General features: G+C 72.5%; 14 protein-coding genes. 11 read left to right on the top strand and 3 right to left on the bottom strand.

The window, feature by feature from the left end:
- Positions 1-120: 120 nt before the first annotated feature.
- From BLR33_RS20960 to BLR33_RS20950, 3 genes are all read left to right on the top strand, one after another.
- Positions 121-1,698: a long-chain-fatty-acid--CoA ligase gene (locus tag BLR33_RS20960; protein ID WP_093786089.1), complete on the top strand. Its 1,578-nt coding sequence runs from the start codon at positions 121-123 to the stop codon at positions 1,696-1,698.
- Positions 1,699-1,768: 70 nt separating this feature from the next.
- Positions 1,769-2,542 (top strand): thioesterase II family protein, encoded by a 774-nt coding sequence (locus BLR33_RS20955; RefSeq protein WP_093786088.1) that lies wholly within the window; start codon positions 1,769-1,771, stop codon positions 2,540-2,542.
- 86 nt (positions 2,543-2,628) lie between these two features.
- Entirely contained in the window at positions 2,629-3,033 is a 405-nt protein-coding gene (locus tag BLR33_RS20950; protein ID WP_093786087.1) for a nuclear transport factor 2 family protein, read from the top strand.
- A 271-nt stretch (positions 3,034-3,304) separates the two neighbouring features.
- Here BLR33_RS20950 and BLR33_RS20945 read toward each other — a convergent pair whose 3' ends face one another.
- The 3 genes from BLR33_RS20945 to BLR33_RS20935 all read right to left on the bottom strand — a co-directional run bounded on the left by BLR33_RS20945 (position 3,305) and on the right by BLR33_RS20935 (position 6,583).
- On the bottom strand, positions 3,305-4,138 hold the full coding sequence (locus BLR33_RS20945; protein ID WP_093786086.1) for a helix-turn-helix domain-containing protein: 834 nt from the start codon (positions 4,136-4,138) through the stop codon (positions 3,305-3,307).
- A gap of 153 nt (positions 4,139-4,291) precedes the next feature.
- Positions 4,292-5,038, bottom strand: coding sequence for a hypothetical protein (locus tag BLR33_RS20940; protein WP_143031726.1), 747 nt, complete (start codon positions 5,036-5,038; stop codon positions 4,292-4,294).
- Positions 5,039-5,119: 81 nt separating this feature from the next.
- Positions 5,120-6,583: an MFS transporter gene (locus BLR33_RS20935; RefSeq protein WP_093786084.1), complete on the bottom strand. Its 1,464-nt coding sequence runs from the start codon at positions 6,581-6,583 to the stop codon at positions 5,120-5,122.
- 302 nt (positions 6,584-6,885) lie between these two features.
- On the opposite strand from BLR33_RS20935, the gene BLR33_RS20930 reads away from it, so the two are divergent.
- The 8 genes from BLR33_RS20930 (at position 6,886) to BLR33_RS20895 (ending at position 14,776) form a co-directional block, all read left to right on the top strand.
- Positions 6,886-8,487 carry an aldehyde dehydrogenase family protein gene (locus BLR33_RS20930; protein WP_093786083.1) on the top strand — a complete coding sequence of 534 codons (1,602 nt, stop codon included), beginning with the start codon at positions 6,886-6,888 and terminating at the stop codon, positions 8,485-8,487.
- 127 nt (positions 8,488-8,614) lie between these two features.
- The gene (locus BLR33_RS20925; RefSeq protein WP_093786082.1) at positions 8,615-9,757 is read left to right on the top strand and encodes an acyl-CoA dehydrogenase family protein; all 1,143 of its coding nucleotides are present in this window, start codon (positions 8,615-8,617) and stop codon (positions 9,755-9,757) included.
- Positions 9,758-9,833: 76 nt separating this feature from the next.
- Positions 9,834-11,114 carry an aspartate aminotransferase family protein gene (locus BLR33_RS20920; protein ID WP_093786081.1) on the top strand — a complete coding sequence of 427 codons (1,281 nt, stop codon included), beginning with the start codon at positions 9,834-9,836 and terminating at the stop codon, positions 11,112-11,114.
- Positions 11,115-11,116: 2 nt separating this feature from the next.
- Complete coding sequence (locus BLR33_RS20915) at positions 11,117-11,611, top strand: type II toxin-antitoxin system RatA family toxin (RefSeq protein WP_093786080.1); 495 nt, start codon at positions 11,117-11,119, stop codon at positions 11,609-11,611.
- 15 nt (positions 11,612-11,626) lie between these two features.
- Positions 11,627-12,196, top strand: coding sequence for a hypothetical protein (locus BLR33_RS20910; RefSeq protein WP_093786079.1), 570 nt, complete (start codon positions 11,627-11,629; stop codon positions 12,194-12,196).
- Complete coding sequence (locus BLR33_RS20905) at positions 12,193-12,753, top strand: flavin reductase family protein (protein ID WP_093786078.1); 561 nt, start codon at positions 12,193-12,195, stop codon at positions 12,751-12,753. Before BLR33_RS20910 ends, BLR33_RS20905 begins: the two co-directional genes overlap by 4 nt.
- Positions 12,750-13,745, top strand: coding sequence for a ferritin family protein (locus BLR33_RS20900; protein ID WP_093786077.1), 996 nt, complete (start codon positions 12,750-12,752; stop codon positions 13,743-13,745). Before BLR33_RS20905 ends, BLR33_RS20900 begins: the two co-directional genes overlap by 4 nt.
- The gene (locus BLR33_RS20895) at positions 13,742-14,776 is read left to right on the top strand and encodes a beta-ketoacyl-ACP synthase III (RefSeq protein WP_245771549.1); all 1,035 of its coding nucleotides are present in this window, start codon (positions 13,742-13,744) and stop codon (positions 14,774-14,776) included. The genes BLR33_RS20900 and BLR33_RS20895 overlap by 4 nt, the downstream gene beginning before the upstream one ends.
- Positions 14,777-14,902: the final 126 nt, after the last annotated feature.

Here is a 14,902-nt window from a genome sequence, read left to right as displayed (position 1 = left end):
CAGCCCGATCGACCCGAACCGCCCGACCGAACCCAGCGAACAGCGCGACGACGACCCGCACCTCCGGTGCCGGGGCCCCGTAGCGGGCCCCGGCACCCCCACCCCCGAAGGGAGACATCCGTGGCCGCACCGAGCACGGAGACCATCGCCGCCCGATCGGCGCTGCACGCCGCCCGGCGCCCCGACCACCCGGCGATCCTGTGCGACGGCCGCGAGGTCGGCTACGCGCAACTGCACCGGGACAGCAACCGCACCGCGCACGCCCTGCGCGCGGCCGGTCTGGCCCGCGGCGACCGGATCGCCTACCTGGGCCGGGAGAACGAGCACTACTACGACCTGGCCCTCGGCTGCGCGAAGACCGGCGTGGTCCTGGTCCCGATCAACTGGCGCCTGACAGCGGGCGAGGTGGACCACATCCTGCGCGACTCCGGCGCGAAACTCGCCTTCGTGCAGGGCGAGTTCCGCGCCGCGCTGGAGCGCTCCCGGGACGGGCTGCCGAACCTGCGGCAGGTGGTGCGGTTCGACGGCGCCGGCCACCGGGCCGAGGGCTTCCTGGCCTGGAAGGGCGACGTGCCCGACACCGACCCGTCCGGCGATCTGGAGCCGGCGCTGCACACCGACGACCCGATGGTGCAGATGTACACCAGCGGCACCTCCGGCCTGCCCAAGGGCGTGGTCCTCGCCCACCGCACCTTCTTCGCCTTCATCGACCAGATGCAGCGGGCCGGTTGCGACTGGATCGACTGGCGGCCCGTGGACCGCACCCTGATCTGCTTCCCCGGCCTGCACTCGGCCGGCATGGCCTGGTTCATGCACGCCTTCAACGTCGGCGCGACCTCGGTGATCATGGAGACGTTCGTCGCCGAGGAGGCCGTGCGGCTGATCCCCAAACACGCGGTCACCACGATGTGGGCGGCTCCGGCGATGCTCGACATGATGATGGCCGAGCGCGACGCCGGACCGCAGACGTTCGCCTCGCTGCGCAAGGTCGTCTACGGCGGCGCCCCCATCTCGCCGTCCCAACTGGCCCGCTGCCGGGAGAGCTTCGGCTGCGAGCTGGCCCAGATGTACGCCGCCGCCGAGACCGGCAGCGTCGTCACCTGCCTCACCCCGGCCGACCACGCCCAGGACAACCCGCGGCTGACCTCGGCCGGCCGGCCCTGCCCGGGCAACCGGGTGCGCATCCTGGACGAGGAGGGCAACGAGCTGCCGGCCGGCACCATCGGCCAGGTCAGCGTCTGGAGCCCGGCGCACTTCCTGGAGTACTGGCAGCAGCCGGAGAACACCGCCAAGGCGCTGCAGGACGGCTGGCTGAAGCTCGGCGACGCCGGCTACCTCGACGAGGACGGCTACCTGTTCCTGTGCGACCGGATCAACGACACGATCATCGTCGCCGGTCAGAACATCTACCCGGTCGAGGTCGAGAACGCGCTGCGGGCGCACGAGGCCGTCGCCGACGTCGCCGTGGTCGGCGTGCCCGACCCGCGGTGGGGCGAGACCGTGCGGGCCTGCGTGGTCCTCGCGCCCGGGCACCAGGTCGGCGGGCGCGACCTGATGGTCTTCCTGCGCGGCCGGCTCGCCGACTTCAAGATCCCCACCAGCTACGACTTCCTGCCCGAACTGCCGCGCAACCCCACCGGCAAGGTGCTCCGCCGCGAGCTGCGCCAGCGCATCGCCGCCGAGACCGCGGCACCGTGACCGGCGGCCCAGTCGGCCCAGTCGGCCCGGTCTGCCCAGTCGGGTCCCACCACCCCTGTGAAGGAGCGCCATGACCGATCCGGTCGCCGCCGTCGCGGACCGCTGGTTCCAGCCGGAGACCGCGCCGGACGCCGAAACCCGAGTCTTCCTCTTCCACTACGCCGGCAGCGGCGCCTCCATCTACCGCGACTGGCCGCCGCTGATCCCGGCGGACATCTCCACCCAGTGCATCCAGCTGCCGGGCCGCCAGGAGCGCCTGAACGAGAGCATGTTCACCGATGTGGTGCCGCTGGTGGAGACGATCGCCGACCGGATCTCCGCCGAGCTGGACGGCCGCCCGTACGCCGTCTTCGGGCACTGCATGGGCGCGCTGATCGGCTACCGGCTCACCGTCGAGCTGGCCGAGCGCGGCGAGCAGGCGCCGGTGCTGCTGGGCGCCTCCGCGTGGGCCCCCAAGGGGTTCCGCACCCCGCCGCCCGAACAGCTCCAGGTGCCGCAGGAGAAGGTCGTCGAGTGGGCCCGCGGCCTGGGCTCGCTGCCGGACGCCGTCGTCAACGACCCCGAGGCGATCAGCCTGATGATGCCGGCGATGCGCGCCGACCTGGAGGTGTGCGCCAGCTACGCCGACGACGGGGCCGCCGTGCCCTGCCCGATCGTCACCTACAGCGCCGACCACGACCCGCTGGTCGACCCGGAGGCGATGGCCTCCTGGGTGCCGCGCACCGAGAACTACCTCGGCAACCGGCTGTTCCGCGGCATGGGCCACTTCTTCATCCACGAGGAGACCACGTCCATCACCGCGGACTTCGTCCGGCTGCTGCGCGGCCGGGTGGCGTCCCGGTAGCGCCCTGCGCCGCACGTCCCGCACAGCACAGCACCGGCACGGACCAGCACACCCAACACAGCCCCGTCGCATGTGAGGAGAGCAGGATGACAGCCGGCAACCCCAACGAGTTCGCCGACCGCTATGTCGCGGTGTGGAACGAGACCGACCCGCTGGCCCGCCGCAAGGGCGTCGAGGAGCTGTGGGCGCCCGACGGCAGCTACTTCAACGCCATCGCCGAGTCCCGCGGCCACGAGGCCATCGCGGCCCAGGTCGGCTACGCCCACGACGCCTACGCCGAGGGCGGCATCACCTTCCGGTCCTGCAACAACGCCAACGGGCAGCACAACACGCTGCGCTTCAACTGGGTCATGGTCTCCGCGGCCACCGGCGCGCTGGAGGCCGTGGGCTTCGACTTCGTGATCCTGGACGACGAGGGCCGGATCGTCGCCGACCACCAGTACTTCGACCGGCCGCCGACCTACACCGTCCCGCCGCCGGCCGAGGCCTGAGCCGCGGGGCCACGCACCACAGAAGAGCACGGGACAGCACGGAACGGCGGAAGGGGCGCGGGAGACCGCGCCCCTTCCGTGTGCCCGTGCGGCCGGTGCCGATCGCGGTCAGGACGCGGTCGGCACCGGCTCGGGGCCGCATCAGGCCCGGTTCAGGTCCGGCTCGGGGCCGCATCAGGCCAGGCCCAGGACTGGGTTTGGGCCGGCTCAGGTCCGCATCAGGCCAGGCCCAGGACTGGGTCAGGGCCGGCAGGTCCGGCTCGGGGCCGAGTCAGGACGTGGCAGCCGTGTGCAGCTTGGTGAGTACGGCCGCGGTCGCCGGGTCGGCCGGCAGGAACGCTTCCACGGCCAGCTCGGCCACGGTGACGTCCAGCGGCATGCCGAAGGTCGCGATGGTGCAGATGAGCGACAGGTCGGCGTCCTGGTAGCGCAGCCGCAGCGGCACCGTGAGGTCGGCGGCCGGGTCCATCCGGTCGGCGCGCGGGCCGGCCGGCTCGGCGCCGCCCGGGTAGCCGCTCAGCTCGCGGTGCAGCTCGGCCAGTCCCGGCTCGGCGGTCAGCTCGACCCGGCGCTGCAGCCGCATCATCAGCTGCGCCCGCCACTCGGGGAAGTTCGCGATGCGGGGCTGCATGCCGTCGGGGTGCACGGCCAGCCGCAGCGCGTTGACCGGCGGCCGCAGCAGTTCGGGCGAGGCGCCCTTCGCGAAGAGCGCGAAGCCGCTGTTGCTCGCCACGATGTTCCAGTTGCGGTCGACGACGAGTGCGGGGAAGGGCTCATGTCCGGCCAGGATCTGGCGGAGCGCGTCACGCACGGGGGACATCTCGACGGCGTCCAGGGAGGAGTCTGTGAAGGCGGGCGCGTAGCCGGCGGCCAGCAGCAGCTGGTTCTGCTCGCGCAACGCCAGGTCCAGGTGCCGGCCCAGCCGCAGCACCATGTCGCGGCTGGGCCTGGAGCGCCCGGTCTCCAGGAAGCTCAGGTGACGTGCGGAAATATCGGCGCGATTGGCCAGCGCGAGCTGGCTGTACCCTCGCTGCTCCCGCCAGCGGCGCATCAGTTCGCCCACGGTCGCGGAGCGCTGCCGGCGGTCTTCCTGCACCTCGGTCATCTCATCACCCTGCATCATCCTGGGGCACGGGCACAACCGCAGAAGCGGGTCGCAGGCGGTGACGGGGGACACCGCCCGCGACCCGCGGTCTCGGGCCGTGCCGGCCGGCGGAGCGGCCGGCACGGTGGCCGGGCAGTTCTCGTGGAGCCCGTCCTAGGCCACGGTCTGACCGGCACCGGTGAAGCGGTAGTGGGTGCGCACCAGGCCCTGCCCGTCCCGGACCAGGAAGTCCAGTCCGGTGGCGGCCGGCTGCCCGCCGCCGGCGGGCACCAGCTGCCAGGGGAAGCGGAAGGCGTCGTGCTGCGCGGAGGCGTTGCCGCGCAGCGCCGGCGTCAGCCCCTGCCCGGCGGCCTCAGCCTGCTGGGCGCCGATCGCGGCCGCGATGGCGTCCAAGCCCTCGTGCACGCCGTTCTCGTCGATCAGCCTGGCCTGCGGCAGGTAGAGGTCGGCGACCTCCTTGCGGCGCTGCTCGGCGTCGGTGAGGGCGGCCAGCGCGAGGTGCCGGCCGGCCTGTCCGTCCAGGTCCGCGTTCGGCACCGGCGGCTCGTTGAACTGGTAGTCGGCGGTGATCCGGCCCTCGCCGTCCAGCGTCACCACATCGAAGCCGACCGCCAGCACCGTGTCGCTGTCGCCCGGCGACATCAGCCAGTTGAAGGCGACCGCGTCGTGGTGGCCGACCAGGTTGTCCGCCGAGACGAACCGCAGCCCCTGGCCGCCGACGAACTGGTCGTACGCCTCGGTGACCCGGGCGAACAGCGCCTCGGTGCCCTGGAAGCGGCGGGTCTGGGTGAAGTGCAGCCCGTCGGCCGCCCACAGCCGGGCGACCTCGGCGCGCCGCGTCTCGGGGTCGGGCTCGTTCCACACCGCCACGTACCGCTTGAGCAGGTCGTTCGCACTCACGTGCATTCTCTTTCCGTTGTCGGCCCGGGGCGGCGCGGGGGGACGCCGCCCCGGGCGGGGGGGGGGAGGTGGCTGTGCGTGCTACTTGCCGCCGGCGCCCTTGGGCAGGGCCTGCACCAGCAGTGCCAGCCCGGCGGCGACGGCGATCAGGAAGATCACACCCATGTCGAACGCGTGGGGGAAGGAGGAGGGCACGGGCCGGTTGCCCAGGGCGTTGTAGAAGATCACGCCGATGACCGCGACACCCACCGAGTTGCCGATCTGCAGACCGGTGGTGAGCACGCCGGAGGCCGAGCCGGCGTACTGCGGGTTGACCCGGGCGAGCACGGTGGAGGCCAGCGGGGCGACCGCCAGGCCCATGCCGGCGCCGTCGATCACCAGGCCCGGGATCAGCCACGGGGTGTGCCCGCTGCTGCCCAGCTGGGCCGCGGTCAGGCCGATCACGGCCAGGCCGACGCCCATGATCAGACCGCCCACCGCGATGACCTGCCGGCCGAGCTTGGCGGCGAACTTCGTCGCGTTCATCGAGGTGTACATGTAGCCGGCGCCGATGGCGGTGAAGAGCAGGCCCGCCTGGAGCGCGGTCAGGCCGCGGCCGGCCTGCAGGTACAGCGCCAGCACCAGGAAGAAGGACGCCTGGCCCATCCAGAAGACCAGCTGGGCGAGCAGGCCGACGACGAAGGCGCGGTCGCTGAACATCGCGATGTTCACCAGCGGCGAGCCGCCCGCGGCACCGATCCGGCGCTCGGCGACCACGAAGGCGCCCAGCAGCACCACGAAGGCGCCGAAGGAGGCCCAGGTCCAGGCCGGCCAGCCGTGCTCGCGGCCCTCGATCAGCGGCAGCACCAGGGCGACCAGCGCCAGGGTGATCAGGGTGACGCCGAGGAAGTCCAGCTTGGGCCGCCCGTCCGCCTTGGACTCCGGGACCAGTTTCAGCGTGGCGGCGATGATCACCAGGCAGATCGGCAGGTTCACCAGGAAGCAGGACCGCCAGCCCCAGCCGAAGATGTCGGCCTGGATCAGCGCGCCGCCGATGAGCTGGCCGAAGACGGCCGCCAGGCCCATCGCCAGGCCGTAGCCGGCGAACACCTTCAGCCGGGCGGCACCGGTGTAGATGCTGCCCAGCAGCGCCAGCACCTGCGGCGCCAGCATGGCCGCGGCCAGGCCCTGGATCACCCGGGAGGTGATCAGGAAGCCGCCGGAGTTCGCGACGCCGCACAGCAGGGAGGCGATGGTGAACAGCGACAGGCCCAGCAGGAACATCCGGCGCCGTCCGAAGAGGTCGCCGAGCCGGCCGCCGGTGATCAGGCCGACGCCGTAGGCGAGGCCGAAGCCGGCGACCACCCATTCGATGGCGGCGTCGCCGGCGCCGAGGTCGCTCTGCAGGGAGGGGATGGCGACGTTGACGATGAAGAAGTCGAGTGTGGTGATGAAGACGCCGGCGAGCACGATCGGCAGGATCAGCCGATGCGGCTCGGCCGGGGTCCCGGCCGCCGGCGCCGGGGGCGACGGCGTCGAGGCGCTGCGGTTGGTCTCGGTGGTCATCTGAGTCGTACTCCCGATCGGTTCACGTGGGGGTTCACGGCACGCCGCCGGCCGGAGCCGATGCACGCGGGCCGGGCGCTTTCCCAGCCTGTCGCCCCGTTTCCGGGGGGTCAATTACCCCCCAGGTAATGAACCGCCTCCCGCGGCCCGGCGGCCCGCCCGCCCAATACCCGGGAAAACGCTGCGGGCCACCATATCCCCCGGATCAGCACCGTGTCAGGGCGCGGTCAGAGCGGGCTGCCATCATCAATCCGATTTGGCCTGGAATCCGATTGAGATTTATTTTCCGAAGGGTCCGCACGATGAATCCCGGGAAACAAATTCGCAGCTACGGGCTGTATATCGCCGGAAAAGACATCGAGGGCGACGGGTGGGTCTACACCGTGACCGCCAAGTCGCTGCTCGAGGACGTCTTCACCAGCGTCAGCCTCAAACGCACCCTGGAGAAGGACGCGGACTCGCCCGCCGCGGAGCACCCCTACGTCGTCGGCCGGTGCGCGATCGCCGACGACGCGGCCATCGACCTGGCCAGCGAGGCGGCCGCGGCGGCCGCACCGGGCTGGGCGGCCGCCCCGCTGGAGCGCCGCATCCGGCTCGGCACCCTCTTCCGTGAGGAACTGCTGCGCCGGCAGGACGAGTTCGTGGAGATGCTGGTCGCCGAGTCGCACCCGGTGAAGCTGGCTCGCTGGGAGCTGAGCTGCCTGCTCCAGGTCTACAGCGAGGAGAGCATCCGCTGGTACGCGCAGCAGATGCACACCGAGTTCGAGCACGAGGGCCGCCGGCTGATCGTGCGCCGCCAGCCGGACGGCGTAGTGGCCTTCAACCCGCCGCAGAACGCCCCGGCGCCCAGCGCCGCCCTCGCGGTGCTGGCCATGATGGCCGGCAACGCCGTGGTGGTGCGTGCCCCGCGCAGCATCGCGCTGAGCACCCTGTGGGTGCTGCGGGACGTGGCGGCCCCGCTGCTGGACGAGGTGGGCGCGCCCCCCGGCGTGCTCAACGTGGTCTGCGCCAACCCCAAGCAGACCCTCGACCGGTGGATCAGCAGCCCGCTGATCGACGACATCTTCTACATCGGCGGCAGCCAGGAGGGGTTGCGCTTCCAGGAGAGTTGCGTGGCCAACGGCAAGAAGCCGATCCTCGAACTGGCCGGCAACGACGGGATCATCGTCTGGAAGGACGCCGACCTGACGTACGCCGCCGAGGCGATCACCGAGTCCTTCTACGGCTCCGGCCAGATCTGCATGGTGCCCAACTACGTGCTGGTGCACCCCGAGGTCGCCGACGACCTCATCGCGGAGGTCAAGCGCCAGGTGGCCGATGTGCGGCCGGGCTACCCGGACCAGGAGGACGTGCTGCTCTCCCCGGTCCGCCGCACCGAGCGGTTCTTCGGGCTGCTGGACCGGGCGCTGGAACAGGGCGCGCAGCTGGTGGTCGGCGGCAGGCGCACCGAACTGGACGGCACCCCCTCCGAGACCGGCGTGTTCCTGCAGCCGACGGTGCTGCGGGTGGACGGGATGGCCGCGGCCCGCGAGCACGACGTCGTCCGGCACGAGACGTTCTTCCCGCTGCTGCCGATCGTGGTGGCCGAGCCCGGTGACGACGACGTCCTGCTCGACCGCTTCCTCGACTTCGTCAACACCAACGAGTACGGGCTGCGCAACTCGCTGTGGGCGAAGGACGACAAGGTCGTCGACACCTTCGTGCAGCGCGTCGTCAACGGCGGCCTGCTGAAGATCAACGACTCGCACATCGGCTTCCTGCCCTACCTGCCCAGCCACGGCGGCACAGGCCTGACCGGCGGGGTGTTCGGCGAGGCCAACTACCCGATGCTCAAGACCTCCCACGTGCAGGGCGTCAGCGTCGCCCGCGACATCAGCCCGCACCGGGCGATCTTCGGCTCCTGACCGCCGGTCCGGGCCGCCCCCCCCCCGACCCGGCCCGGACCGGCGCGCCTCCCGTACCCGGCGGCATTCGGCCGCGCCCCGCCTCAACCTGCCTCAACCCGCCTCCCGCGAAAGGTGTGACCCCGTCGTGAGATCTCTCGACACCGCCCGCAGCGCCTGCGAGCGCTTCCATCCCGGGCTCGTCAAGGCCCTGGCCGCGCTGCCGTTCGAGGAGCGGGAAGCGCCGGGCAGCCCGGTGATCGACCTGTTCCGGGCGGCCGGCGGCGCCGGGCTGCTCATCCCGGCCGCATACGGGGGCCAGGGCGCCGACCCGGTGGACGCGGTGCTGGTGCAGCGCGCGGTCGGCTCGCTGTCGCCGTCGCTGGCGGCGGCGAGCACCATGCACCACTTCACCGCGGCGATGCTCTACGCGCTGGCCGACGGCCCCGGCCGCCTGACCGACGCCCAACTGCACATCCTGCGGACCGTGGTGCCCGAGCAGCGGCTGATGGCCTCCGGCTGGGCCGAGGGCCGCACCCAGCAGAACATCCTCACCCCGGCGGTCACCGCGACGCCGACCGAGGGCGGCTACCTGCTCGACGGCAGCAAGAAGCCCTGCAGCCTGTCGCAGTCGATGAGCCTGCTCACCGCGAGCATCGCGGTGCCCGGACGGGACGGCGGCGAGCCGGAGTTGGCGCTGGCCCTGGTGGACGCGAAGTCGCCCGGGCTGACCGTGCACCCGTTCTGGGGCACCGAGGTGCTGGCCGCCGCCGAGAGCAACGAGGTGCGGCTGGCGGGGGTGTTCGTCCCCGAGGACATGGTGGTGCGCACCACCGAGGACGACCCGGCCCGGATCGAGGACCTGCAGAACGCCGGGTTCGTCTGGTTCGAAATGCTCGTCTCGGCCGGCTACGCCGGCGCCGCGGCGGGGCTGACCGAGGAGGTGCTCACCCGCGGGCGGGGCAGCGCCTCCGAGCGCGGCGCCCTGCTGCTGCACACCGAGTCCGCCTTCGACCTGCTGATGGGCGCCGCCCGCGCGGTGCGCGACGGCGTCACCGGTGAGGAGGCGGTCAACCAGGTGCTGATCGCCCGGTTCGCCGCCCAGGAGGCGCTCGCCCAGGCCACCTCGCTGGCCCTGGAACTGCTCGGCGGCATCGACTTCATCCGCTCCGGCGCGCACGCCCGGCTGGCCGGCTCGGTCCGCCCGCTCGCCTTCCACCCGCCGTCCCGAGGCGCCACGGTCGAGCCCCTGCTCGCCTACGCCGGCGGCGCCCCGCTCGACCTGTCCTAGACCCTGTCCGGCACATCGCGCCTGCCCGCCGAGCCCCGTACCGCTCCACCGGATTCGAAAGCGAGAGCCATCCGACATGACCGTGACCGAGAACCCGGTCGACCTGGAGGCGGAGACCCTCCGGCTCTACCGGGCCCACCTGAGCAAGGGCCGGGCCACCCTCGCCGAACTCTTCGGCAGCCACATGGAGGTGGCCTCCGAGGGCGCCTGGCTGACCACCAGCGACGGCGAGCGGTTCCTGAACGCCGGCGGCTACGGGGTGTTCATCATGGGCGCCCGCCACCCGATCGTGATGGAGGAGGTCCGCCGCCAGCTGGACACCCACCCGACCTCCACCCGCATCCTGCTGGAGCCCACCGTGGCCCGCGCCGCCGAGGCGCTGGTCTCGGTCGCCCCCGAGGGCCTGGACCGGGTGCACTTCGCCCTGTCCGGCGCCGAGGCGGTGGAGACCGGCCTGAAGCTCGCCCGCGCGAACGGCCGCAAGCGCACGGTCTCCATGAAGGGCGGCTACCACGGCAAGACCCTGGGCGCCCTGTCGGCCACCGCCAAGGACGTCTACCAGGCGCCCTTCCGCCCGCTCATCCCCGATGTGCTGCACCTGCCGTTCGGCGACGTCGATGCCCTGCGCGCCGAGCTGTCCGCCCACCCCGGCGAGGTCGCCGTGATCCTGGAGCCGGTGCAGGGCGAGGGCGGCGTGATCATCCCCCCCAAGGGCTACCTGAAGCAGGTCGAGGAACTGGTCCGGGAGTTCGACGGCTTCCTGATCCTCGACGAGGTGCAGACCGGCTTCGGCCGGCTCGGCGAGTGGTGGGGCCTGGACTTCGAGGGCGTCACGCCCGATGTGCTGCTGGCCGGCAAGGCGCTCGGCGGTGGCGTGCTGCCGGTGTCGGCCGCGGTGGCCACCCGCAAGGCGTTCCGGCCGTTCGACAAGGACCCCTACGTGCACACCGCGACCTTCTCCGGCCAGCCGGTGCTGATGGCCGCCGTGCAGGGCACCGTGCGGGCCATGCGCGAGGAGGACCTGGTCGCCCGCTCCCGCGACCTCGGTGCCCGGCTGCTGCCGCGGATCACCGAGATCGCCCAGCGCAACATCCCCGACCTGGTCATGGAGGTCCGCGGCCAGGGCCTGCTGATCGGCGTCCAGCTCGTGGAGCCCGGGCTGGCCGGCGAACTCCTCATCGAGCTGTTCAACCACGGCGTCGTCGCCAACCACTCGATGAACGGCTCCTCCGTGGTGCGGTTCACCCCGCCCGCGATCCTCACCGACGCGGATGTCGAGTTCCTGCTCGACTCCTTCGACAAGGCCACCGTCGACCTCGTCCGACACTCGGCCACGATGCCCGAAGGCGGCAACTGACCATGCGACACGTCGAACTCCACGCCCTGGTCCGCCTCACCTCCGCCGAGGAGGTCTTCGCGACCGTCCCGCGCTGGGAGCGCTACCCCGAACTCGCCCCGCACGTACGGGCCACCGAGGTGCACGCCACGCTGCCCGAGCCGGTCGGCAGCTCCAGCTGGGAGCTGCACTTCCGCAGCGGCCTGCTGCGCTGGACCGAGGAGGACACCTTCCTGCCGGACCTGCTCCAGATCCGGTTCGAGCAGACCGACGGCGACTTCGACAGCTTCGAGGGCGTGTGGTCGCTCAGCCAGCAGGGCCCGGACGTCTCCGTGGTCTTCAGCGCCGACTTCGACTTCGGCATCCCGAGCCTGGCCAGCATCCTCGACCCGATCGCCGAGCGCGTCATCAGGGAGACGATCGCCTGGGCCGTCACCGGCTTCTTCCCCGGCACCACCATCCTCGACACCGACATCGACCTGGACGCGGCGGCCGCCGCCGCGCCCACCGCGAGCTGACGGGAGGGTCCCGCCGTGGACCAGGCAAACCCCTTCGAGACCCCGAGAACCTACTCCCTGCACCGCGCCGAGTACCTCGTCGGCCTCGCGGTGAGCACCGGGCTGATCATCGCCCACGCCACCGACATCCGGTGGCCGGTGGCCGTGGCGCTGTTCCTCTACATCGACCTGATCGGCTACATCCCCGGCGCGATCGCCTTCCGCCGCTCCGGCGGGCAGCCGATCCACAAGGGCTACTACGTCGCCTACAACGTCATGCACAGCCTGATCGCCCAGGGCGCCGTCGCCGCGCTGTGGTGCTGGCTGGTCAAGCCCGAGTGGGCGCTGCTGCTGCTGCCGTTCCACCTGTTCGGCGACCGCGGCCTGTTCGGCAACTTCATGAAATCCTTCGCGCTGCCCTTCGAGCCGGTGCGCCAGCCCGGCTACCTGCGGCTGCTGGACGACCTGGGCCTCAAGCACCCCAAGCCGGTGGGTCACCCCACCGAGCCCGGCCACCCGGCGCCGGTCGGCCACATCCCGGCCGCCCGCCCGGCCGCCGAGGGCGTCTCGCAGACCGTCGCGGCCGGACGGGGGGCGGCCCGATGACCGGCATCGCCCTGCGCAGCCGCTGGAACGAGCACAACCGCGCCCTGCGCGCGCTCGCCTCGCCCGTCTCGGTGCTCACCGCCGAGCACGACGGCCGCCGGCACGGCACCACCGTGTCCACGGTCACCCGTATCTCGCGCCGTCCGCAGGTGCTCGGCGCCTGCCTGAAGTCCGGCTCGGTGCTGGCCGCGCTCGCCGTCGCCGAGGGCCGGTTCGCGGTCAACGTGCTCAGCGGCCAGCAGGGCCGGCTGGCCCGCTGGTTCGCCGAGAGCTCCCGCCCGGACGGCCCCGGCCAGTTCGCCGGTATCGAGTGGCGGCCGTCGCCGTACGCGCACGCGCCGCTGTTCGTCGGCGCCCTCGCGCACTACGACTGCCGGGTCGTCGGCTCCTTCACCGTCGGCGACCACGAGGTGCTGCTCGGCGCGGTGGTCAACGCCGTCGCCGCCGACGGCGACCCGCTGATCAGCTACTCCGGCGACATGTTCGCCGGGACCCTCATCCCGGTCGCCGAGAGCGAGGACCGGCCCTTCGACCTCAAGGAGACCGTGCCGTCATGACCACCGCACCCAAGGCGCGACCCACAGCGCAGGAGGCCGACTGGGAGACCGCTCCCGGCCTGCTCGACGGGGCAAAGGAGCTGGCCCTGGGCCCCGAGCGGTGCAACCTGGCGTACTGGATCACCGAGGTCGCCCAGGGCACGCTGAAGGACCGCGGCGTCTCCGGCCACCACGACCGGGCCGACGTGCCGGAGTTCCTCACCGAGCCGGGCCCGCTGCGCGAGGCCCTGGTGCTGGAGTTCGGGTTCCGCGCCCTGTCGGAGGAGATCGCCACCCGGCTGCTGGGCGAGTACGTCTCGCGGGCCCCCGGCATCCCGCAGATGGAGTTCTACGCGACCCAGCTGATCGACGAGGCCCGGCACGCCCGGGTGTTCCGCAACCACCTGGTCGAACTCGGCCTGCCGGAGAAGACGCTGCTGGCCGACATCGACCACATGGCCGCCGACTACCGCCGGGAGGTGCTGCAGCCGGTGGAGGACTTCACCCTGGAGATCATCCGCGACCAGGGCGACTTCGCCGGCGGCGTGGCCGTCTTCGCCATCGTCATCGAGGGGGTGCTCGCCCCGGCCGCCGAGCTGAGCGAGCGCAAGTGGACCCCGCTGTCTGAGGCCACCCGGGAGATCTCCCGCGGCACCGCGATCGACGAGATCCGGCACCTGACCGTGGCGAGCACGATCCTGCGCGACCACGTCCGCGACCACCCGGAGTACCGGCCGCGGCTGCTGGAGATCCTGCGGGCCGGCACCGAGCTGTGGGACCGGGTGCCCGACCGCCCCTACGTCATCCACCGCGAGGAGCTGTTCCAGCAGGGCATGCACGAGCAGGCCCACCTGATCGGTGACTACGAGGTCTGGCCGGGCGTGCGGCTGCTCGACACCACCCCCGACCAGCGTTACGACATGGCCGAGCAGTGGACCGACGAGATGGCCGCGAGCCGGATGGCCTACATGGGCCTGCCGGTCGAGGTGCTGGAGCGGAGTGAGACCCCGTGACGGCGTTCCCCGCAGCGCCGCTGCCCGCCGCGCCCGCCCCCGGGCGGGCGGCGGTGGTGGCCGGCGTCGGCGGCTACGTGCCGCCGAACCTGGTCACCAACGAGGACCTGGTGGCCCGGCTGGACACCTCCGACGAGTGGATCCGCACCCGCACCGGCATCGCCACCCGGCATGTCGTCTCGCCCGGCACCGCCACCTCCGACCTGGCGGTGGAGGCCGGCCGGCGGGCGCTGAAGTCCGCCGACGACTCGCAGGTGGACGCCGTGGTGCTGGCCACCACCACCCCGGACCACATCTGCCCGGCCACCGCGCCGGCGGTCGCCACCCGGCTGGGGCTGAGCGGCGTGCCCGCCTTCGACGTGGCGGCGGTGTGCACCGGCTTCCTCTACGCGCTGGCGGCCGGCTCCGGCCTGATCGCCGGCGGCATCGCGGAGCGGGTGCTGGTGATCGCCGCCGACGCCTTCACCACGATCATCGACCCGCAGGACCGCGGCACCGCGGTGATCTTCGCCGACGGCGCCGGCGCGGTGGTGCTGCGGGCCGGCTCGCCGCGCGAGCCGGGCGCGGTGGGCCCCATCGTGCTGGGCAGCGACGGCGAGAACAGCGACCTGATCGGCGTGCCGGCCGGTGGCTCCCGGCAGCGCTCGTCGGGGGTGCCGGCCGCACCCGGCGAGGAGTTCTTCAAGATGAACGGCCGCGCCACCTACCGGCAGGCGGTGGAGCGGATGACCGAGACCTCGCTGCGGTCGCTGGCCGCGGCCGGCTGGCAGCCGCACCAGGTCGACCGGTTCGCCGCGCACCAGGCCAACGCCCGCATCCTGACCGCGGTCGCCGAGCGGCTCGGCATCGAGCCCGAGCGGCAGCTGTCCAACATCGAGCGGGTCGGCAACACCGGCGGCGCCTCGATCCCGCTGCTGCTCGCCCAGGCGAGCGAGGAGGGCTCGCTGGTGGCCGGCGACCGGGTGCTGATGACCGCGTTCGGCGGCGGCCTCGCCTGGGGCGCCGCCACCGTCACCTGGCCCGCGCTCTGACGGCACGGCAGAAGTGGACGTACCCGCCGACCGCCGGCCCACGACCGGCCCGTATCACCTGTCCCACCTGTCCTACCCGCGCCCCTCGTCCGAATCCACCCGCACGCGACAGACGGAAGGACCCAC

It is taken from the genome of Actinacidiphila guanduensis, from assembly GCF_900103985.1.
Classification (GTDB): Bacteria; Actinomycetota; Actinomycetes; order Streptomycetales; family Streptomycetaceae; genus Actinacidiphila; species Actinacidiphila guanduensis.
Note: the sequence above shows the minus strand (reverse complement) of the source record. Positions and strands in the feature narration are given on the sequence as shown.